This is a genomic window from Streptococcus australis, assembly GCF_003943615.1.
In the GTDB taxonomy this organism is placed as follows: Bacteria; Bacillota; Bacilli; order Lactobacillales; family Streptococcaceae; genus Streptococcus; species Streptococcus australis_C.
Window position 1 is genome coordinate 35,976 of sequence record NZ_RJPZ01000007.1, and the last position, 19,251, is coordinate 55,226.

Annotated in this window: 22 protein-coding genes; 16 read left to right on the top strand and 6 right to left on the bottom strand. The window is 42.7% G+C overall.

Annotation, left to right across the window (positions count from 1 at the left end):
- Positions 1-12 precede the first annotated feature (12 nt).
- The 9 genes from D8785_RS08250 to D8785_RS08295 all read left to right on the top strand — a co-directional run bounded on the left by D8785_RS08250 (position 13) and on the right by D8785_RS08295 (position 10,812).
- Positions 13-1,053, top strand: a complete 1,041-nt coding sequence (locus D8785_RS08250) for an aldose epimerase family protein (RefSeq protein WP_125375111.1) — start codon at positions 13-15, stop codon at positions 1,051-1,053.
- Positions 1,054-1,594: 541 nt separating this feature from the next.
- On the top strand, positions 1,595-2,593 hold the full coding sequence (gene ruvB / locus D8785_RS08260) for a Holliday junction branch migration DNA helicase RuvB (protein ID WP_045760104.1): 999 nt from the start codon (positions 1,595-1,597) through the stop codon (positions 2,591-2,593).
- A 6-nt stretch (positions 2,594-2,599) separates the two neighbouring features.
- Positions 2,600-3,166, top strand: coding sequence for a nucleotidyltransferase family protein (locus D8785_RS08265; RefSeq protein WP_125375112.1), 567 nt, complete (start codon positions 2,600-2,602; stop codon positions 3,164-3,166).
- A 118-nt stretch (positions 3,167-3,284) separates the two neighbouring features.
- Entirely contained in the window at positions 3,285-3,707 is a 423-nt protein-coding gene (locus D8785_RS08270) for a low molecular weight protein-tyrosine-phosphatase (protein WP_023024900.1), read from the top strand.
- 57 nt (positions 3,708-3,764) lie between these two features.
- Complete coding sequence (locus D8785_RS08275; RefSeq protein ID WP_125375113.1) at positions 3,765-4,178, top strand: MORN repeat-containing protein; 414 nt, start codon at positions 3,765-3,767, stop codon at positions 4,176-4,178.
- On the top strand, positions 4,168-5,985 hold the full coding sequence (locus D8785_RS08280; RefSeq protein WP_125375114.1) for an acyltransferase family protein: 1,818 nt from the start codon (positions 4,168-4,170) through the stop codon (positions 5,983-5,985). The genes D8785_RS08275 and D8785_RS08280 overlap by 11 nt, the downstream gene beginning before the upstream one ends.
- Positions 5,986-6,343: 358 nt before the next feature.
- On the top strand, positions 6,344-8,995 hold the full coding sequence (gene adhE, locus D8785_RS08285) for a bifunctional acetaldehyde-CoA/alcohol dehydrogenase (RefSeq protein WP_123159736.1): 2,652 nt from the start codon (positions 6,344-6,346) through the stop codon (positions 8,993-8,995).
- A 210-nt stretch (positions 8,996-9,205) separates the two neighbouring features.
- Positions 9,206-10,255 carry a zinc-dependent alcohol dehydrogenase family protein gene (locus D8785_RS08290; RefSeq protein ID WP_125375115.1) on the top strand — a complete coding sequence of 350 codons (1,050 nt, stop codon included), beginning with the start codon at positions 9,206-9,208 and terminating at the stop codon, positions 10,253-10,255.
- Between the two features lie 170 nt (positions 10,256-10,425).
- Positions 10,426-10,812: an ABC transporter permease gene (locus D8785_RS08295; protein ID WP_125375116.1), complete on the top strand. Its 387-nt coding sequence runs from the start codon at positions 10,426-10,428 to the stop codon at positions 10,810-10,812.
- A 445-nt stretch (positions 10,813-11,257) separates the two neighbouring features.
- Here the strand turns inward: D8785_RS08295 and D8785_RS08300 are convergent, their stop codons facing one another.
- The 6 genes from D8785_RS08300 to D8785_RS09775 are packed head-to-tail and all read right to left on the bottom strand — an operon-like array spanning position 11,258 to position 12,327.
- Positions 11,258-11,422, bottom strand: a complete 165-nt coding sequence (locus D8785_RS08300) for a class IIb bacteriocin, lactobin A/cerein 7B family (protein WP_125375117.1) — start codon at positions 11,420-11,422, stop codon at positions 11,258-11,260.
- Positions 11,423-11,434: 12 nt separating this feature from the next.
- Complete coding sequence (locus D8785_RS08305; protein ID WP_023024913.1) at positions 11,435-11,602, bottom strand: hypothetical protein; 168 nt, start codon at positions 11,600-11,602, stop codon at positions 11,435-11,437.
- Between the two features lie 11 nt (positions 11,603-11,613).
- On the bottom strand, positions 11,614-11,781 hold the full coding sequence (locus D8785_RS09770; protein ID WP_023024914.1) for a hypothetical protein: 168 nt from the start codon (positions 11,779-11,781) through the stop codon (positions 11,614-11,616).
- 12 nt (positions 11,782-11,793) lie between these two features.
- Positions 11,794-11,961, bottom strand: a complete 168-nt coding sequence (locus D8785_RS08310) for a lactococcin family bacteriocin (RefSeq protein ID WP_125375118.1) — start codon at positions 11,959-11,961, stop codon at positions 11,794-11,796.
- Positions 11,962-11,982: 21 nt separating this feature from the next.
- Complete coding sequence (locus D8785_RS08315; RefSeq protein ID WP_125375119.1) at positions 11,983-12,156, bottom strand: Blp family class II bacteriocin; 174 nt, start codon at positions 12,154-12,156, stop codon at positions 11,983-11,985.
- Positions 12,157-12,327: a hypothetical protein gene (locus D8785_RS09775; RefSeq protein ID WP_185759640.1), complete on the bottom strand. Its 171-nt coding sequence runs from the start codon at positions 12,325-12,327 to the stop codon at positions 12,157-12,159. It lies immediately after the preceding gene.
- A 557-nt stretch (positions 12,328-12,884) separates the two neighbouring features.
- Here D8785_RS09775 and D8785_RS08325 point away from each other — a divergent pair.
- The 7 genes from D8785_RS08325 to D8785_RS08355 all read left to right on the top strand — a co-directional run bounded on the left by D8785_RS08325 (position 12,885) and on the right by D8785_RS08355 (position 19,239).
- Complete coding sequence (locus D8785_RS08325) at positions 12,885-13,583, top strand: N-acetylmannosamine-6-phosphate 2-epimerase (RefSeq protein ID WP_125375120.1); 699 nt, start codon at positions 12,885-12,887, stop codon at positions 13,581-13,583.
- Between the two features lie 143 nt (positions 13,584-13,726).
- The gene (locus D8785_RS08330; protein ID WP_125329988.1) at positions 13,727-15,043 is read left to right on the top strand and encodes an extracellular solute-binding protein; all 1,317 of its coding nucleotides are present in this window, start codon (positions 13,727-13,729) and stop codon (positions 15,041-15,043) included.
- A gap of 203 nt (positions 15,044-15,246) precedes the next feature.
- Positions 15,247-16,134, top strand: a complete 888-nt coding sequence (locus D8785_RS08335; RefSeq protein ID WP_125375121.1) for a carbohydrate ABC transporter permease — start codon at positions 15,247-15,249, stop codon at positions 16,132-16,134.
- A 15-nt stretch (positions 16,135-16,149) separates the two neighbouring features.
- On the top strand, positions 16,150-16,989 hold the full coding sequence (locus D8785_RS08340; RefSeq protein WP_048788695.1) for a carbohydrate ABC transporter permease: 840 nt from the start codon (positions 16,150-16,152) through the stop codon (positions 16,987-16,989).
- Between the two features lie 164 nt (positions 16,990-17,153).
- Entirely contained in the window at positions 17,154-17,606 is a 453-nt protein-coding gene (locus D8785_RS08345; protein ID WP_125375122.1) for a NanQ anomerase/TabA/YiaL family protein, read from the top strand.
- Between the two features lie 21 nt (positions 17,607-17,627).
- The gene (locus D8785_RS08350; RefSeq protein WP_125375123.1) at positions 17,628-18,275 is read left to right on the top strand and encodes a YesL family protein; all 648 of its coding nucleotides are present in this window, start codon (positions 17,628-17,630) and stop codon (positions 18,273-18,275) included.
- A gap of 46 nt (positions 18,276-18,321) precedes the next feature.
- Positions 18,322-19,239: a dihydrodipicolinate synthase family protein gene (locus D8785_RS08355; protein WP_125375124.1), complete on the top strand. Its 918-nt coding sequence runs from the start codon at positions 18,322-18,324 to the stop codon at positions 19,237-19,239.
- The last annotated feature ends 12 nt before the right edge of the window (positions 19,240-19,251 follow it).

Here is a 19,251-nt window from a genome sequence, read left to right on the forward strand (position 1 = left end):
AGGAGACAACTTGTGAAACACTATCAAAAATATCTATTTGGTCAATTGGACGGTCAAGATGTAGAAGCGTATCGCCTCGAAAATGACCTGGGTTATCAATTGTCTGTCATGACTTATGGAGCTACTATTTTAGAGTATGTAACACCAGACAAGCATGACCAATTTGCTAATATTGTATTGGGCTTCGATAATTTTGATGCCTATGTTGGGAATAGCCCTAAGTATGGAGCCAGCATTGGTCCAGTCGCTGGTCGGATCGCAGGTGCCAGCTTTGACCTCAATGGGCAAACCTACCACTTGGAAGCCAATAATGGAACCAACTGCAACCATAGTGGACCGACTGGCTGGGACAGCGCCTTGTTTAGCGTGGAGTCGGTGACGGACCAAGAAATCACTCTGTACACAGAACGTGCAGATGGCACCGGTGGTTTCCCTGGAAATCTCAAGATCTGGGTGACCTATGGTTTGACCGAAGCAGGGGAGTTGGAAATCAGCTACCGGGTGGAAACGGACCAGGACACCCTGGTCAATCCGACCAACCACAGCTATTTCAACCTATCAGGCAACTTCACCCAGCCGGTTAATGACCATGTCTTCCAGATCAATCATCAGGGACTTTACCCCATTCATCCAGATGGCGTTCCTCTTCACACTGTGGATAGAGAAAGTCCAATTGTTCAGCATCTCTACCAAGCCATGCTATTAGAGGATCTCTTCAAGGATTCTGATCCGCAAATCCGCCTGGTAGAAGGATTAGACCATCCCTTCGCTTTGCCAGAAGGGCATGAAAATGCAGGTTTCTTCTACCATCAGCCGTCTGGGCGCTTTTTGACCTTCAAGTCAGAAGCCCCAGCCTTGGTGGTGTATTCAGCCAATTTTGTAGATGAAACCGTTCATCTTCAAGGCAAACCAATGGTTCAGCACAATGGCCTGGCCCTCGAATTTCAAACAGTGCCAGATGCCATTCATAGTGACCAAGCTGAAAAGGTCATCTTGAGAGCAGGTCAAGTCTTTACCAGCAAGACCAGCTACCATGCCATCGCTAAAAAATAATGAGAAAAGGGGAGGCTCCAAACAAGGATGTAAAATTCTTGCTGAAGGCCCCCTCTTTTTTAGAAAATATTTTTCAAAAATAACTATAAGGAAACTTTAAGCTTCCCGTCGTATACTAATACCATCATCAAAGACCTCCTAACTTTGAATGATAAAACTTTTTCATAATAATCTCCCTATAAGAGCCACCAAAACCGGTGGCTTTTTTCTATGTACCTTAGCGAACGTTAGTGAGCTTAGGTACATTGATGTAGTTTGAGCGAAGCGAAAACTACGTTCCTTATTTTTTAGCAAGTATCAGCGAGTTTAGGTACGTTGATGCAGTTCGAACGGCAGTGAGAACTACTTTCCTTAAAAAGAAACAAGTTATTTTAAGAGGGAAAACTACGTTCCTTACTATTTCATTGAACCAAACCTGACATGGGACTCAGGCGAACTTAGCTATATTGACGCAGTTCGAGCGCTAGTGAGAACTACGATTCTTAAAAAACACGTTCTATTGGTGGTACCGAAGGTATTATTTTTTGCTATAATAGACTGTATGAGTAGAATTTTAGACAATGAAATCATGGGCGATGAAGAAGCTGTTGAACGGACGCTGCGCCCGCAATATTTACATGAATATATCGGCCAGGATAAGGTCAAGGACCAGCTGAAAATCTTTATTGAAGCGGCTAAACTTCGGGATGAAGCGCTAGATCATGTCCTTCTTTTTGGCCCTCCGGGACTGGGGAAGACTACGATGGCCTTTGTCATTGCCAATGAGCTGGGTGTTAATCTCAAGCAGACTTCCGGTCCTGTCATTGAAAAGGCTGGTGACTTGGTAGCCATCCTCAATGACCTAGAGCCGGGTGATGTTCTCTTTATCGATGAGATCCACCGTCTGCCTATGTCAGTCGAAGAAGTGCTTTACAGTGCCATGGAGGATTTTTACATCGATATCATGATTGGTGCTGGCGAGACCAGTCGGAGTGTTCATCTGGACCTCCCTCCTTTCACCTTGATTGGGGCGACGACCCGAGCGGGTATGCTGTCCAATCCCTTGCGCGCTCGCTTTGGGATTACGGGCCATATGGAATACTACGAGCAGGATGATCTGACAGAGATTGTCGAGCGGACCGCCGAGATCTTTGAGATGGAGATTACCCATGAGGCTGCTGAAGAGCTTTCTCTTCGTAGTCGCGGGACCCCTCGGATTGCCAACCGCTTGCTCAAACGGGTGCGCGATTTTGCTCAAATCATGGGCGATGGCCTGATTGACGACACCATTACTGATAAAGCCCTCTCCATGCTAGATGTGGACCATGAAGGATTGGATTATGTCGATCAAAAGATCCTGCGCACCATGATAGAGATGTACGGAGGAGGCCCAGTTGGCCTTGGGACCCTATCGGTCAATATTGCTGAAGAGCGGGAGACTGTAGAAGATATGTATGAGCCTTACTTGATTCAGAAAGGCTTTATCATGCGGACCCGGACAGGGCGCGTGGCAACCCGCAAGGCCTATGAACACCTAGGCTATCCCTACAATGGAGACTAGCAGAAGATGCTGACGGAAGAAACGATAGTAGAACAAATTCAAGCGGATCCAGAGATGATGGCGGTCTTGGCCATTATTCGAGATCTAGATTTGGCAGATGCTTGGTTAGCAGCGGGTGCGGTACGAAATTTCATCTGGAACCAGCTTTCTGGAAGACTTGGGTTTGATGCGACAACGGATCTGGATCTGGTCTTTTATGACCCTGCGATCAGCTATGAGGAGACGCAACAGATTGAGCAGGAATTAAAGAAGGTCTATCCCCAGTACGCTTGGGAAGTGAAGAATCAAGTCTACATGCACCAGCATAGCCCGGGGACGGCCCCTTATCGCAGTGCCTGTGATGCGGTTTCTAAATACCCCGAGCAGTGTACGGCTCTTGCGGTTCGCCTAAGGAAAGATGGTCAGTTGGAGCTCTTTCTCCCCTATGGGACAAGGGATATCGAAGACTTCGTCGTTCAGCCGACTCCACATTTTTTAGCTAGTCCAGAGCGTTTGGCAGTTTATACGGAACGCATGCGGAAGAAAGATTGGAAACGGAAATGGCCAGCCCTTCAGATCATCCTGCCTGAATAAAAAAAGAAAGTCAGCCCACCTCAATGGTGGACAGGCTTTTTTCGTCTTGCCTCAAAATTATAATTTTAGCAGATTATATTTTTCTTACATTCTGTTATAATAGAAAGGAGGTGCTGTCATGAAAAAAATCGTATTTGTGTGTTTAGGAAATATTTGTCGAAGCCCCATGGCGGAGTTTGTCATGAAGGACTTGACCAACCAGTATGAGATTGAAAGCCGTGCTACTTCTAACTGGGAGCACGGGAACCCTATTCACCAAGGGACTCAAAAGATTTTTCGTAGCCATGGCGTACCCTATGATGCGTCTAAAACATCCCTTCAAATCAGTGACCAAGATTTTCATACCTTTGATCTGATCTTAGGAATGGATGAGAATAATGTGTCCGACCTCAAACGAATGGCACCGCCTGGAACAGAGCACAAGATTCATCTCTTTGCAGGAGAAAGTGTCCCAGACCCTTGGTACACAGGAGATTTCGAAGAGACCTATCGCCGCGTCCTAGCTGGTTGTCAAGAATGGTTGGAACGATTAGAAGATTAGTTTTGGACTTGCTCCTTAAATGAGTAACCGGTTGAATAGAAACAGAATGAACAAAATATGGAAAAAATAAAAGAACTATATGAGACCTATAAGATTTATGTTACGAGAGAGAATATTGAACGATTGTCCTTGGGGATAATTGTTCTGTCTGCTTTGTGGGTTTTTCTTTCCTCTGTTCCTTTCGGAGGTGTTTTGACCCTCGATAAAGGAGCTATTCGCTACGACGGAAGTATCGTCCGTGGTAAGATGAATGGCCAAGGGACGGTGACCTTTGAAAACGGAGATACCTACAAGGGCAATTTTGTCAATGGAACCTTTAGTGGTCATGGAACCTTTACAGCCAAGGCTGGTTGGAAATATGAAGGTGAATTTGTCAATGGCCAACCAGAAGGCCAGGGAACCTTGACGACAGAACAAAATGTCGTTTATAAAGGAACGTTTAAACAAGGAATTTATCAAAATGCGAATTAAATGGTTTTCATTGGTACGGATAACGGGACTTCTTCTCGTTCTTCTCTACCATTTCTTTCAAAAAGTTTTTCCTGGTGGATTTATTGGAGTCGATATCTTCTTTACTTTCTCAGGATTTTTGATCACGGCTCTTCTGATCGATGAGTTTGCCCGTCATCAAAAAATTGACCTCAAAGGCTTCCTGCGACGACGCTTCTACCGGATTGTTCCTCCGTTAGTCTTTATGGTCTTGCTGGTTATGCCTTTTACCTTCTTGGTCAGACGAGACTTTATTGCTGGAATTGGGACACAGATTGCGGCCGTCTTTGGCTTTGTGACCAACTTCTATGAGATGTTAAGTGGCGGAAGTTACGAAAGCCAGTTCATCCCTCATCTTTTCATTCATACCTGGAGTTTGGCTCTTGAAGTTCATTACTACGTACTCTGGGCTCTTTTGGCTTGGTTTTTGGGTAAAAAAGCTAAATCAGTTGGCCAATATAGAGGTTATATCTTCCTTTCTTCGACAGGTCTCTTTTTGGTGACCTTCCTGACCTTCTTTGTCGGAGCACTGGTCACGAAGAATTTGTCCAATGTCTATTTTTCTAGCATCGCTCACGTCTTTCCTTTCTTTGTGGGGAGTGCTTTAGCGACAGTGACAGGGATTACAACGACTAGCCCAAATCTTACTCAATTAGTGAAGAAGTTATCTCTACAGAAGACCTTAGCGATTTTAGCTGGTGCTTTTCTAGTCTTGTTGCTCTTGACCTTTATTCTTCCGTTTGATAGTGTTTGGACCTATTTATTTGGCTTTTTAGTAGCGACTCTTGCTGGATCTGTGATGATTGTGATGACTCGTGTCCTCCATGAAAAGACGCCAGATCAGAAAGAACCTGCAGTGATTACCTTTATTGCGGATACAAGTTATGGGGTCTATCTCTTCCACTGGCCCTTTTACATCATCTTTTCTCAATTAATGACCAATGGCTGGGCTTCTCTGCTAACAACACTGGTATCCTTTAGCCTTGCTGCTTTAAGTTTTTATATTATTGAACCAACCTTGGCTGGACGTGAACCAAAGATTTTTGGCATTTCTATGGATCTCAGAAGTTTCACGAAACCACTCTTTTACAGCGCGATTCCGTTGACCTTGCTCATGTTTGGGATTGCACTTTTTGCGCCACGCGTCGGAGCCTTTGATGAAAACCTGATTACCGAAGGGCTTCGTCAATCCGACAGCAAGATGCAGATTACGCGTGCCCAAGTAGACAATGCTTCAGCGACTTCCTACAATGTGTCAGATGGAGTGACTATGATCGGAGATTCTGTAAACCTCCGGGCATCAGATTATTTGAAACAAGTTATGCCGGATATCCAAATGGATGCCTTGGTGAGCCGCAATCTGGACTCAGGCTTAAAAGTATATGAAACGGATATTGCCAATAGAGTCTTGCTCAAGAACGTGGTGATTGCACTTGGAACCAACTCTTCTAATAATTATCAAGAATTGTTAGATAAGTTTGTTCAAGAATTACCAAAAGGACATCGCTTAATCTTTGTGACACCATATGACGGGCGTGAAGCCAACGATAGCAATAGCGTCACCGTTCAGACTCGAAAGTATGAGTTGGAGTTGGCTAAAAAATATGACTATGTCTATATAGCAGACTGGTACAAAGTTGCTATCGATAACCCAGCTATTTGGGTGGGAACGGATAGTGTCCACTTTGGTTTAGAATCAGATGGTTCCATCAATGTTGGAGGAAACCTATATGCCAATGTCGTGAAAGAAGCAGTTGATCAAGCCAATCAGGGGCCGGTTAAACCGTAAAATTTACTAAGTCATTTAAGCAATTTTCACTTGAAGAAAATTGCTTTTTTTAGTAAGATTAAGAAAACGCTTACAAAAATTGCGTGAAAATATTTGTTTGTGAAATTGAAGTGCTTTCTCAAAAAAATCCTTCAATTATTTCTTGAAAATACTCCTGTATAGAAGGAGAAGGAGGGATCATGGAAAAAAGTTAAAAAAATCTTTGTGAAACTATTTACAAATTTTCTAAAATAGAGTACAATAATATTGTGAAAAAATTAACAAATCGAAATTTCTTACACTATTCTTGAAAGTTTCTGAAAACAAGAAAAAGTTCCGGAAAAGGATAAGGGTTTCAAACATTGGAGGAAAGCATCAAATGGCTGATAAAAAATCTCTCTCACCTGAAGAAAAGAAACTCGCTGCTGAAAAACACGTAGACGAGTTGGTGCAAAAAGCGCTTGTGGCGCTTGAAGAAATGCGCAAATTGGATCAGGAGCAAGTGGACTACATTGTTGCGAAAGCATCTGTAGCTGCTCTTGACGCTCACGGTGAGCTTGCTCTTCATGCTTATGAAGAAACTGGTCGTGGGGTCTTTGAAGACAAAGCGACTAAGAACTTGTTCGCTTGTGAGCACGTCGTGAACAACATGCGCCACACTAAGACAGTTGGTGTCATTCAAGAAGATGACGTCACTGGTTTGACCCTTATTGCTGAGCCAGTCGGAGTAGTCTGCGGGATCACTCCTACAACCAACCCAACTTCAACAGCAATCTTTAAAGCTTTGATCTCATTGAAGACACGGAACCCTATCGTCTTTGCCTTCCACCCATCTGCTCAAGAATCATCTGCTCATGCGGCACAAATCGTCCGCGATGCAGCAATTAAAGCAGGAGCTCCTGAAAACTGTGTGCAATGGATCACGCAACCATCTATGGAAGCAACTAGTGCGCTTATGAACCACGAAGGTGTTGCAACAATCCTTGCAACAGGTGGGAACGCCATGGTGAAAGCGGCCTACTCATGTGGGAAACCAGCTCTTGGGGTAGGTGCCGGAAACGTTCCAGCTTATGTTGAAAAATCAGCCAATATCCGCCAAGCTGCACACGATATCGTTATGTCTAAGTCATTTGACAACGGAATGGTCTGTGCATCTGAACAAGCGGTGATCATCGATAAAGAAATCTACGATGAGTTTGTTGAAGAATTCAAATCTTACCATACTTACTTTGTTAACAAAAAAGAAAAAGCCCTTCTTGAAGAGTTCTGCTTCGGTGTCAAAGCCAATAGCAAAAACTGTGCGGGTGCGAAATTGAATGCGGACATCGTTGGGAAACCAGCAGCATGGATCGCTGAACAAGCTGGCTTCTCTGTACCAGAAGGAACCAATATCCTTGCTGCAGAATGTAAAGAAGTTGGTGAAAAAGAGCCGTTGACTCGTGAAAAATTGTCGCCAGTCATCGCTGTCTTGAAATCTGAAAGCCGTGAAGACGGAATTAACAAAGCACGCCAAATGGTTGAATTCAACGGTCTTGGTCACTCAGCTGCTATCCATACAGCAGACGAAGAATTGACCAAAGAATTTGGTAAAGCAGTCAAAGCCATTCGTGTGATCTGCAACTCTCCTTCGACTTTCGGTGGTATCGGGGATGTATACAATGCCTTCTTGCCATCCTTAACACTTGGATGTGGTTCTTACGGACGCAACTCTGTTGGGGACAACGTTAGTGCCATCAACCTCTTGAATATCAAAAAAGTCGGACGCCGGAGAAATAACATGCAATGGATGAAACTTCCTTCAAAAACATACTTTGAACGTGATTCAATTGAATACCTACAAAAATGTCGTGACGTTGAACGTGTCATGATCGTTACAGACCACGCTATGGTAGAGCTTGGTTTCCTTGATCGCATCATCGAACAGCTTGACCTTCGTCGCAACAAGGTAGTTTACCAAATCTTTGCAGACGTAGAACCAGATCCAGATATCACAACCGTTGAACGTGGTACAGAGATCATGCGTGCCTTCAAACCAGATACCATCGTCGCTCTTGGTGGTGGATCTCCAATGGATGCGGCCAAAGTAATGTGGCTCTTCTATGAACAACCAGAAGTGGACTTCCGTGACTTGGTTCAAAAATTCATGGATATCCGTAAACGTGCCTTCAAGTTCCCATTGCTTGGTAAGAAGACTAAATTCATCGCGATCCCAACAACATCTGGTACAGGATCTGAAGTAACACCATTTGCTGTTATCTCTGATAAAGCAAATAACCGTAAATACCCAATCGCTGACTACTCATTGACTCCAACAGTTGCCATCGTAGACCCTGCCTTGGTATTGACAGTTCCAGGATCTGTTGCAGCTGACACTGGTATGGACGTCTTGACTCACGCAACAGAAGCTTACGTATCTCAAATGGCAAGTGACTACACGGATGGTCTTGCTCTTCAAGCCATCAAACTTGTCTTTGAAAACTTGGAAAGCTCAGTGAAGAACGCGGACTTCCATTCACGCGAAAAGATGCACAATGCGTCAACTATCGCAGGTATGGCTTTCGCCAATGCCTTCCTCGGTATTTCTCACTCAATGGCCCACAAGATTGGTGCACAATTCCACACGATTCACGGACGTACCAATGCGATCTTGCTTCCATACGTTATCCGCTACAACGGTACACGTCCAGCCAAGACAGCAACATGGCCTAAGTACAACTACTACCGTGCAGATGAGAAATATCAAGACATCGCTCGTATGTTAGGACTTCCATGCTCTACACCAGAAGAAGCAGTAGAAGCTTATGCAAAAGCTGTTTACGAACTTGGTGAGCGCGTAGGTATCCAAATGAACTTTAAAGCACAAGGAATCGATGAAAAAGAATGGAAGAAACATTCTCGTGAATTGGCCTTCCTTGCTTACGAAGATCAATGTTCGCCAGCTAACCCACGTCTTCCAATGGTGGATCATATGCAAGAAATCATCGAAGATGCTTACTATGGTTACAAAGAACGTCCAGGACGTCGAAAATAAGACGCTACTGAACAAATGATGTTTATCAGCTATCCCTCACTCGAAAGAGTGGGGGATTTTTTCATTTGATAGGATGGTTCATTTCTTGAAAATACTTTTATAAAAAATCTAATAAATATGTTGCAAGCGCTTACTTTGTATGTTATAATATTCACAAAGTAAAAACTGTAATAAAATGGTTTGACAAAACCAACAAAAAAGGAGTCGCTTATGAAAGCAGCAACATATGTATCCGCAGGAAATCTTCAGTTGATCGATCAACCAAAACCAGTCATCAAGAAACCAACTGATGCTATTGTGCGTTTGGTAAAAACGACCATTTGTGGAACAGACCTCCATATTTTGGGAGGAGATGTTCCGGCTTGTAAGGAAGGGACCATCCTCGGTCACGAAGGAATCGGGATTGTCGAAGAAGTCGGCGATGCGGTCACTAACTTTAAGGTGGGCGATAAGGTTATCATCTCTTGTGTGACAGCTTGTAACACCTGCTACTACTGTAAACGTGGTTTACCATCTCACTGTGAAGATGGGGGCTGGATTCTTGGCCACTTAATTAACGGAACTCAAGCAGAGTATGTCCATATTCCTCACGCAGACGGCAGTCTCTATCATGCACCTGCCTCTGTTGATGACGAAGCTCTGGTTATGCTCTCAGATATTCTCCCAACTTCTTATGAAATCGGGGTGCTCCCATCTCATGTGAAACCAGGAGACAACGTTTGTATCGTTGGTGCGGGGCCAATTGGTTTAGCAGCTCTCTTAACCGTACAATTCTTCTCTCCAGCTACTATTATCATGGTAGACTTGTCAGAATCTCGTCTTGAAGCTTCTAAGAAATTTGGAGCGACTCATACCATTTGTTCAAGTGATATTGATGAAATCAAGGCCTTTATCAATGAAGTGACCGATGGTCGTGGTGTTGACATCTCTATGGAATGTGTGGGCTATCCAGCAACCTTCGATATCTGCCAAAATATTATCTCTGTCGGTGGTCATATTGCCAACGTCGGAGTGCATGGTAAACCAGTTAGCTTCAATCTTGATGACCTTTGGATTAAGAACATCACGCTTAATACTGGTTTGGTTAATGCCAATACAACCGAAATGCTTCTTAATGTATTGAAATCTGGTAAGATTGATGCGACCAAGTTGGTAACCCACCACTTCAAACTTTCCGAAGCAGAAAAGGCATACGAAATCTTCAAACATGCTGGCGAAAACAATGCCTTGAAAGTCATTATTGATAACGACCTCAGCTAAGAAGGATCAATCGTTTGATGCTGAAATAAAAAGGACAGGAACAGTTTCATGTTCCTGTCCTTTTTAACAGATGTAGTAGTTGTTCTTGTCACATCTATTTACTTGCTACTCCTAATAAAACATACTATAATATGATTAGAAATATAACATAAATAGAAAGGTGTGATCTTATGAAAATATTCCATTATCATCGTGAGTTCTGGTTGGACTTTCATTTCTGGCTTTTGGTCTTGCTTTTAGTGACAGTAGTTTTGTGGAAGAAACCACCGTTTTCGATTATCGATTTAGCGTACCTTTGTTTTGTAGTTATCTTGTTTATTTTGCAAGTCTTTCAACCACGTGTGCCAAAGAGGCAGTATCCAGTGGGTAGCTACCATTTCAATTGGGCCTTCTATCGTGACACCAGACTGTATATTGATCTCTTTTTATTGGCTGGTCTCTTAGAAGGTCCGTTCACTTCAACGGATATAGTTTATTGGATCTTGCTTGGGGCATTCGTCGGCTCTATTGGCTTTGTGTTTGTCGTAAAGGAAAAACCGATTCAAAAGGTGGGCTAGTGAATTGAAAGTTCTAGAAGACATTTATTTGGGATCACTTTCCTCTTTTACTACTAATAGTCTTGCAAGCGCCTAGCACCCTGGGGAGGGTCTCCATTCCTTACCTGATTTTTTAGTCTTCTGATTGTCGGTCCAAGTTTTTGTTCCTCTACTTCCTCAGCAATAATAGCTAGCAGGGACTAATCATTTTATTGGGATCTCTTGTTGGGATAATACGTTATACGTTCGGAATATCTAGTCCTTGGTCCAGTTGGAGTTCCTGAACTTGTCTATTGCTTTCCTAACCCGTCCTATTCTTTGCCTTGATGATGAAGAAGGAAGAGGGAGAATAGAAAAAGGTCTTGCTTCGTTCACACGAAAAAATCCTAGCTTTCTTAAAAGCTGGGATTTTTTAAACTGTTTAAGAGATGTGCAAGGAAGACACCTTAAGGCTTTTTGTCCTTGCTTAGTGAGCCCCACGTTTGCGGGCATATTCATCAAAGGCTCCGGCGAAGGTCCCCATGATGAGAGGGGTGGCGATTAGTCCAACTGCCAGCCAGACGGATCCTCCATCCACTTGACTGAGTTCCTGCTCGGATAAGCTTTTGAAGTGTGTTTCTTCGAGTTTCATGGATCCTCCTTTCTAGTGCATGATGCCGTTGATGATACTACGGCCAAAATCACGTCCGGAATTGTATAAAATATTCCATGTTTGAACGATGAATTTTGCCGAGTCAAAGACGGAGGCACCTCCATCAATGGTCGCAAGTTCAGCTTCCGTTAGGCAAGTATAATGGATGCTTGTATCCATAGCTGTCCTCCTTAATGTAAAATCGTGTAGAGTAAATCAATTGCCTCGTTCAGAATGGTGAAAGTGACCATAAAGGCAATAGCAAATTTAGGAAGGTACCCTTCTACCTGTTTGGGTGCTTTTTTATCAAGAATGCAGTACCCTGTCAAAAGGATGAGGGTGATAAATACCAGGCTCATAAGTCTCCTCCTTTACCATTTTCGTGTCATATTTCGATGAAAGGCATCAATCAGTTTAGTCGTCCCGATATAAGCAGTAGAAAAACCGTAGCCAAAAACTAACAGAAAAGGGAGTCCTCCACCGTTAATATCACTTAATTCTTCATGCGTGAGATCTTTAAATTGTACTTGGTTGCTCATTGATTCTCTCCTTCAAAATAATTATTTAAACGCTCCCCAAATGGCAGTTCCAATAGCTGTTACACCACCAGCGATAGAGCCAGATATGTAGGGATGAGCAGCGATCCAAGCAATAAATGGGATAGCTCCCCCATCGACTTGAGCCAATTCTGCTTCTGTTAAGGGTGTGAATTTTTGTGTTAATTTTGTTGTCATTTAGTTGTCCTCTTTCTTTCTTGATTGTTGCCATCTAGCATCAACTGCTAGATAGATTGTAGCCACAATGGCTAAATTCATTTTTGGTTGAAATGCAATCAGATGTGCATCATGTAAAACTGTTAATGCGATGATGATTGCAAAAATCATAGTGTGGATAGGCCATCTCATATCTTAATACTCCTAATTTTTGTTGAATAGCAAAGCTAGGATAATTTTCCAATAGAGCTAGCTTGTATGTGGTTGACTTTTGTTCATTTTGTATCAGCTGAGCTGATTAGATGAAGCAAGGATAAGGTTAAATAACCAATGCAGTGTTTAGCTTGCGTTTCAAGTTTTTGCTTAAAATAAAATCAATGAAAGCAAGATGAATAAAACAAAAGCTCTGGTATTTTTTTTCATATTAGGTATTCCCTTTCCTTATTTATTTGCGGAAGAAGTAATACAAAAACCATGGGATGATAATGGGAGTATAGTACATCTGTGGTCCTCCTTTCTTTTGTTTGGTCACTTATACTATTCGTATAAAAATCTGGAAATGAAAAAAATTTGTTAAAAAGTTTTAGAATGCCCGGAGTTCTGAAACTAGTTTCAGAGGAAAGGAATAATAGTTTAAAATATGAAACTATAATCAATTTGGTTGGCTAATATTGTAAGCGCTTTAAAAATACTATATAATAATTTTACAAGTACTCGAGTTGTCGTAATAAACAAAGGAGATGGAATGTATGTCCAAGATCACGAAAGAAGAATTAATTCAACAGATCAAAGACGGCATTATCGTTTCTTGTCAGGCGCTTCCTCATGAACCTCTCTACACAGAGGCTGGTGGAGTGATTCCTCTCTTAGCTAAAGCAGCTGAGCAAGGAGGGGCGGTTGGAATCCGAGCTAATAGCGTTCGCGATATCAAAGAAATCAAGGAAGTAACAAAGCTTCCGATTATCGGGATTATCAAACGAGATTATCCTCCTGAAGAACCATTCATTACTGCTACGATGAAAGAAGTAGATGAATTGGCTGTATTAGATATCGCAGTGATTGCATTGGATTGTACCAAACGTCCGCGTCATGACGGTCTATCGATTGTCGACTTTATCCACCAAGTGAAGGATAAATATCCTGATCAACTCTTGATGGCAGATATCAGCACCTTTGAAGAAGGCTTAACAGCTGTCGAAGCAGGGGTTGATTTTGTCGGAACGACCTTATCTGGTTACACAGATTATAGTCCGAAAATAGACGGACCTGACATTGACTTGATTCGTCAACTCTGCCAAGCGGGTGTCGATGTGATTGCTGAAGGTAAGATCCACTATCCTGCCCAAGCCAAAGAAATTCACGACCTGGGGGTCAGAGGGGTTGTGGTAGGGGGAGCTATTACGCGACCTAAAGAAATTACAGAACGCTTCGTCGCAGCTTTAAAATAGAAAAAATAACAGTAAAAAGAGACAAGGAGGAAGCCAGGAAGAGAAAAGTCATCCAGTAGAAATGAGAATACTTAATGACCACCGTCCTCAGTGAGGATACACTAAGTAAGAGAAATCTTACCGCAAACGTGAGGAGAAATCACATGAAAATGAAAAAAGTACTGTACTCGTTGGTAGCTGGTGCAGCGGTGCTAGCACTTGCAGCTTGTGGCTCTGGAGGAGGATCTAAATCTGAATCTTCAAGCGATAACTCTGGTAAAACAGAAATCACTTGGTGGGCTTTCCCAGTTTTTACACAAGAAAAAGCTGAGGATGGCGTAGGAACTTACGAAAAATCAATTATCGAAGCCTTCGAAAAAGCCAATCCAGATATCAAAGTGAAATTAGAAACCATCGATTTCAAATCTGGTCCTGAAAAGATCACTACAGCCATCGAAGCTGGAACTGCTCCAGACGTGCTCTTTGACGCACCAGGGCGGATCATCCAATATGGTAAAAATGGTAAATTGGCTGATTTGAACGATCTCTTTACAGAAGATTTTGTAAAAGATGTCAACAACGACAATATCATCCAAGCTAGCAAGGCTGGCGACACTGCCTACATGTATCCAATCAGTTCAGCACCATTCTACATGGCCATGAACAAGAAAATGTTGGAAGATGCAGGAGTTCTAGACCTTGTGAAAGAAGGTTGGACAACAGATGACTTTGAAAAAGTCTTGAAAGCCTTGAAAGACAAGGGTTACACACCAGGATCACTCTTCAGTAACGGTCAAGGTGGAGACCAAGGTACTCGTGCCTTTATCGCCAACCTTTACGGTGGTTCTGTAACAGATGAAAAAGTAACCAAGTATACAACGGATGATCCAAAATTTGTCAAAGGTTTAGAAAAAGCTTCTAAATGGATCAATGATGGCTTGATGATGAATGGTTCCCAATTTGATGGTGGAGCAGACATCCAAAACTTTGCCAACGGCCAAACTTCTTACACTATCCTTTGGGCTCCTTCACAAAACGGTATTCAAGCTAAATTGTTGGACGCAAGTAAAGTTGAAGTAGTCGAAGTACCATTCCCATCTGATTCAGGCAAACCAAAATTGGAATACCTTGTCAATGGTTTTGCAGTCTTCAACAACAAGGATGAAAAGAAAGTAGCAGCAGCTAAGAAATTTGTGCAATTCATCGCTGATGACAAAGAATGGGGTCCTAAGAACGTTGTTCGTACAGGTGCCTTCCCGGTTCGTAGCTCATTTGGTAAATTGTATGATGACAAACGGATGGAAACCATCAGCACTTGGACTCAATACTACTCACCATACTACAACACAATCGATGGCTTTGCAGAAATGCGTACACTTTGGTTCCCAATGTTGCAATCTGTTTCAAACGGAGATGAAAAAGCAGAAGATGCTTTGAAGACATTCACCGAAAAAGCAAACGAAACGATCAAGAAAAAATAGATCATCTATGAAATTAAAATGATCCTTTCATAGAAATAAGAAAGCATAGGCCCCTCGATTTCTTATCTCCATGTGTAGATTGAAAGAGGGGCCCTTGTGTTTTCATTCTCCCTATTGATTCTTTATTTGAAGCAACATGGAATTGCTTCAAATAAAGAATCAAGTAATCAAAATAGAAAAAGAACATCAGGAGGTGCCTTATTGTGAAGGTAAACAAAATCCGAATGAGGGAGACGCTGGTTTCCTACGCATTCTTAGCACCCATTTTAATCTTCTTTATTGTCTTTGTATTAGCACCAATGATTATGGGGTTTGTCACTAGTTTCTTCAACTACTCTATGACCTCCTTCAAATTTGTTGGTTTTGAAAATTATTCCCGCATGTTTGCGGATAAAGTCTTTATCAAGTCCTTGATCAATACCGTTATCATCGTTATTGGATCCGTTCCAATCGTAGTATTGTTCTCCTTGTTTGTGGCTTCTCAGACCTATCATCAAAATGCTATTGCGCGTTCCTTCTACCGTTTCGTCTTCTTCCTTCCTGTTGTTACAGGGAGTGTGGCCGTTACAGTGGTATGGAAATGGATCTATGATCCACTATCTGGTATTTTGAACTTTGTATTGAAATCTGGACATGTCATCAACCAAAATATTTCTTGGTTGGGAGATAAGAACTGGGCTTTGATGGCTATTATTGTTATCTTGTTAACCACCTCTGTTGGTCAACCCATCATCCTCTACATCGCAGCTATGGGGAATATTGATAATTCTCTCGTAGAAGCGGCGCGTGTCGATGGTGCGACAGAACTTCAAGTTTTCTGGAAGATCAAATGGCCAAGTTTGTTGCCAACAACCTTGTATATTGCGATCATTACGACCATTAACTCTTTCCAATGTTTCGCCTTGATCCAATTGTTGACATCCGGTGGTCCTAATTACTCAACAAGTACCCTTATGTACTACTTATATGAAAAAGCCTTTAAACTCTCTGAATACGGCTATGCTAACACCATGGGTGTCTTCCTTGCGGTGATGATTGCCATTATTAGTTTTGCGCAATTCAAGATCCTCGGAAACGACGTAGAATACTAAAGAAAGGAGCCTCAGATGAAATCAACACAAAAGAAACCCATCACTGCCTTTACAGTGATTTCCACCATCGTTTTGCTCCTTTTGACAGTCTTGTTCATTTTCCCATTTTATTGGATTTTGACGGGGGCCTTTAAGTCTCAACCAGATACCATTATGATCCCACCTCAATGGTGGCCAAAGACACCAACCATGGAAAACTTCCAACAGTTAATGGTACAAAACCCAGCCCTACAATGGTTGTGGAACAGTGTCTTCATTTCCCTTGCTACCATGCTCTTAGTGTGTATGACCTCTTCTTTAGCGGGTTATGTCTTAGCTAAGAAACGTTTCTATGGACAGCGAATTCTCTTTGCCATCTTTATCGCAGCCATGGCCCTTCCGAAGCAAGTTGTCTTGGTTCCATTGGTACGGATTATCAACTTTATGGGAATCCACGATACCCTAGCAGCGGTTATCTTGCCATTGGTTGGATGGCCATTCGGGGTCTTCTTGATGAAGCAGTTTAGTGAAAACATCCCAACAGAACTCTTAGAATCTGCTAAGATCGATGGTTGTGGAGAGTTACGGACTTTCTGGAGCGTTGCCTTCCCAATTGTCAAGCCGGGATTTGCAGCTCTTGCCATCTTCACCTTCATCAACACTTGGAACGACTACTTTATGCAATTGGTTATGTTGACCTCTCGTCAAAACTTGACCATTTCCTTAGGGGTTGCGACCATGCAGGCTGAAATGGCTACTAACTATGGCTTGATTATGGCTGGTGCAGCCCTAGCAGCGGTGCCAATCGTTACGGTCTTCCTCGTTTTCCAAAAATCCTTCACCCAAGGGATTACTATGGGAGCGGTCAAAGGATAAGTTGTCCGTTTGGACAAACGATAGTTGTGTACAGATACTTTTTTCTAGGCTGAGAGGTGTAGGGCTCTTGCGAGCTCCACACCTCATCGGTGCCTTAGAAGGGGCTGGGGAAGAAACTGCTTGTTTTCTTTTCTCGTCTTAAGAAGTGTCGAAAGGATGAGTGTATGATATTTGATGATTTAAAAAACATCACCTTTTACAAGGGAATCCACCCCAATCTAGATCAGGCCATTGATTTTCTCTATGAGCATCGGAAGGATTCTTTTGAATTGGGAAGATACGATATTGATGGGGATAAGGTTTTTCTTCTTGTTCAAGAAAACACCCTCAATAAAGAAGAAAGCGACCGCTTTGAGCATCACAAAAAATATGCCGATTTGCATCTATTGGTAGAAGGTCATGAGTTTTCGAGTTATGGATCTCGTGTGACAGGTGAGGCTATCGCATTTGATGAAGCATCTGACATCGGTTTTGTCCATTGTCAGGAGTCTTATCCGCTGCATCTGGGTTATCATAATTTTGCGATTTTCTTCCCAGGAGAACCTCACCAGCCAAATGGTTATGCAGGTCAAGAAGATAAGGTTCGAAAACAGTTAGTGAAGATTTTAATCGATTAAGAGAGTCAGAAAGGAGACGGTATGTCACAAAGAGAAACAGGATTGATCAAAACAGTTTTTAATACAGACAATCTGGTGATGCGAATCAGCGAGAAAATAGCGGACTTAGTCACAGTCAATCTTCTTTTTGTGCTGAGCTGTCTACCGATTGTCACCATCGGAATCGCGAAGATTAGTTTGTATCAAACGGTTTTTGCGATCAAACACCAGCGTCGCCTACCAGTCATTCGAACCTACATCAGCGCCTTTCGCGAAAATTGGAAGTTGGGTCTTCAGCTCGGAGGGATTGAGTTGCTCGTTTCAGGGGTCTGTCTCTTTGACTTGTTGCTCTTTTGGAACCAGACAGCTTTGCCGATGCAGGTGTTAAAAGCTGTGTGTCTAGGGCTCTTCATCTTCCTCCTTCTGGTTATGCTAGCGGCCTATCCAATTGCGGCGCGTTACCGCTTGACTTGGGTAGAGTGTCTTCAAAAAGCTCTGATTGTAACCGGTTTGTATTTCCCATGGTTTTTCGTTATGGGGACTTTCTTGTTGCTGGTAGCTATGGTTTTTGTGACTTCTGTCTTAAGCTTTCTACTAGGGCTCATGGTCTTCTTCTTGATTGGTTTTTCTAGCCTGACCTTCCTACAGGTTGGATTGATGGAAAAGATATTTGCTCGTTTTAAAGAATAAAAAAGAAAAATTAGGATTTAGTAAACACTCGTGAAAGGAAAAAAGAATGTCAGATTTAAAAAAATATGAAGGAGTCATCCCAGCTTTTTACGCTTGCTATGATGACCAAGGAGAAATTAGCCCGGAGCGGGTACGTGCTCTCGTAGAATATTTTATCGCGAAAGGTGTGCAGGGCTTGTATGTCAACGGATCTTCCGGCGAATGTATCTATCAGAGTGTGGCCGATCGCAAGCTAGTCTTAGAAGAAGTCATGGCAGTGGCTAAAGGAAAATTGACTATCATCGCTCACGTAGCCTGCAATAACACCAAGGATAGTGTGGAATTGGCACGACATGCAGAAGAACTAGGAGTAGATGCCATTGCGGCCATTCCGCCTATTTACTTCCGCTTGCCAGAATATAGTGTCGCCCACTATTGGAATGAAATCAGCGCAGCAGCGCCAAACACAGACTTTGTTATCTACAATATCCCTCAATTGGCAGGTGTGGCTTTGACACCGAGTCTTTATAAAGAAATGTTGAAAAACCAACGGGTCATTGGGGTGAAAAACTCTTCGATGCCTGTGCAGGATATCCAAACCTTTGCTTCTTTAGGTGGTGAAGACCATATCGTCTTCAATGGTCCGGATGAGCAATTCTTAGGTGGCCGTCTGATGGGAGCAGGAGCGGGTATTGGAGGCACTTATGGTGCCATGCCTGAGCTCTTCTTGAAACTCAATCAACTGATTGCGGACAAGGACTTGGAGACTGCGCGTGCCTTGCAGTTTGCCGTCAATGGTATCATCGGAGTCTTGACGTCTGCTCATGGAAACATGTATGGAGTCATTAAAGAAGTCTTGCGGATCAATGAAGGTCTAGAACTGGGATCTGTTCGGAGTCCATTAACTCCAGTAACTGAAGCAGACCAGGAAGTAGTTCAAAAGGCAGCTAGTTTAATCCGTGAAGTCAAGGAACGTTTTCTTTAAAAAGGAATGGAA

Excerpts from the sequence above, each read along its gene's own strand:
- D8785_RS08270 (WP_023024900.1), top strand. The coding sequence starts at position 3,285 with ATGAAAAAAATCGTATTTGTGTGTTTAGGAAATATTTGTCGAAGCCCC.
- D8785_RS08305 (WP_023024913.1), bottom strand. The coding sequence starts at position 11,602 with ATGGATACAAGCATCCATTATACTTGCCTAACGGAAGCTGAACTTGCG.
- D8785_RS08290 (WP_125375115.1), top strand. The coding sequence starts at position 9,206 with ATGAAAGCAGCAACATATGTATCCGCAGGAAATCTTCAGTTGATCGAT.
- D8785_RS08345 (WP_125375122.1), top strand. The coding sequence starts at position 17,154 with ATGATATTTGATGATTTAAAAAACATCACCTTTTACAAGGGAATCCAC.
- D8785_RS08310 (WP_125375118.1), bottom strand. The coding sequence starts at position 11,961 with ATGAGCAACCAAGTACAATTTAAAGATCTCACGCATGAAGAATTAAGT.
- D8785_RS08330 (WP_125329988.1), top strand. The coding sequence starts at position 13,727 with ATGAAAATGAAAAAAGTACTGTACTCGTTGGTAGCTGGTGCAGCGGTG.
- D8785_RS08315 (WP_125375119.1), bottom strand. The coding sequence starts at position 12,156 with ATGACAACAAAATTAACACAAAAATTCACACCCTTAACAGAAGCAGAA.
- adhE (WP_123159736.1), top strand. The coding sequence starts at position 6,344 with ATGGCTGATAAAAAATCTCTCTCACCTGAAGAAAAGAAACTCGCTGCT.
- D8785_RS08300 (WP_125375117.1), bottom strand. The coding sequence starts at position 11,422 with ATGAAACTCGAAGAAACACACTTCAAAAGCTTATCCGAGCAGGAACTC.
- D8785_RS08280 (WP_125375114.1), top strand. The coding sequence starts at position 4,168 with ATGCGAATTAAATGGTTTTCATTGGTACGGATAACGGGACTTCTTCTC.
- D8785_RS09770 (WP_023024914.1), bottom strand. The coding sequence starts at position 11,781 with ATGAGCCTGGTATTTATCACCCTCATCCTTTTGACAGGGTACTGCATT.
- D8785_RS08275 (WP_125375113.1), top strand. The coding sequence starts at position 3,765 with ATGGAAAAAATAAAAGAACTATATGAGACCTATAAGATTTATGTTACG.
- ruvB (WP_045760104.1), top strand. The coding sequence starts at position 1,595 with ATGAGTAGAATTTTAGACAATGAAATCATGGGCGATGAAGAAGCTGTT.
- D8785_RS09775 (WP_185759640.1), bottom strand. The coding sequence starts at position 12,327 with ATGAGATGGCCTATCCACACTATGATTTTTGCAATCATCATCGCATTA.
- D8785_RS08295 (WP_125375116.1), top strand. The coding sequence starts at position 10,426 with ATGAAAATATTCCATTATCATCGTGAGTTCTGGTTGGACTTTCATTTC.
- D8785_RS08355 (WP_125375124.1), top strand. The coding sequence starts at position 18,322 with ATGTCAGATTTAAAAAAATATGAAGGAGTCATCCCAGCTTTTTACGCT.
- D8785_RS08325 (WP_125375120.1), top strand. The coding sequence starts at position 12,885 with ATGTCCAAGATCACGAAAGAAGAATTAATTCAACAGATCAAAGACGGC.
- D8785_RS08265 (WP_125375112.1), top strand. The coding sequence starts at position 2,600 with ATGCTGACGGAAGAAACGATAGTAGAACAAATTCAAGCGGATCCAGAG.
- D8785_RS08340 (WP_048788695.1), top strand. The coding sequence starts at position 16,150 with ATGAAATCAACACAAAAGAAACCCATCACTGCCTTTACAGTGATTTCC.
- D8785_RS08350 (WP_125375123.1), top strand. The coding sequence starts at position 17,628 with ATGTCACAAAGAGAAACAGGATTGATCAAAACAGTTTTTAATACAGAC.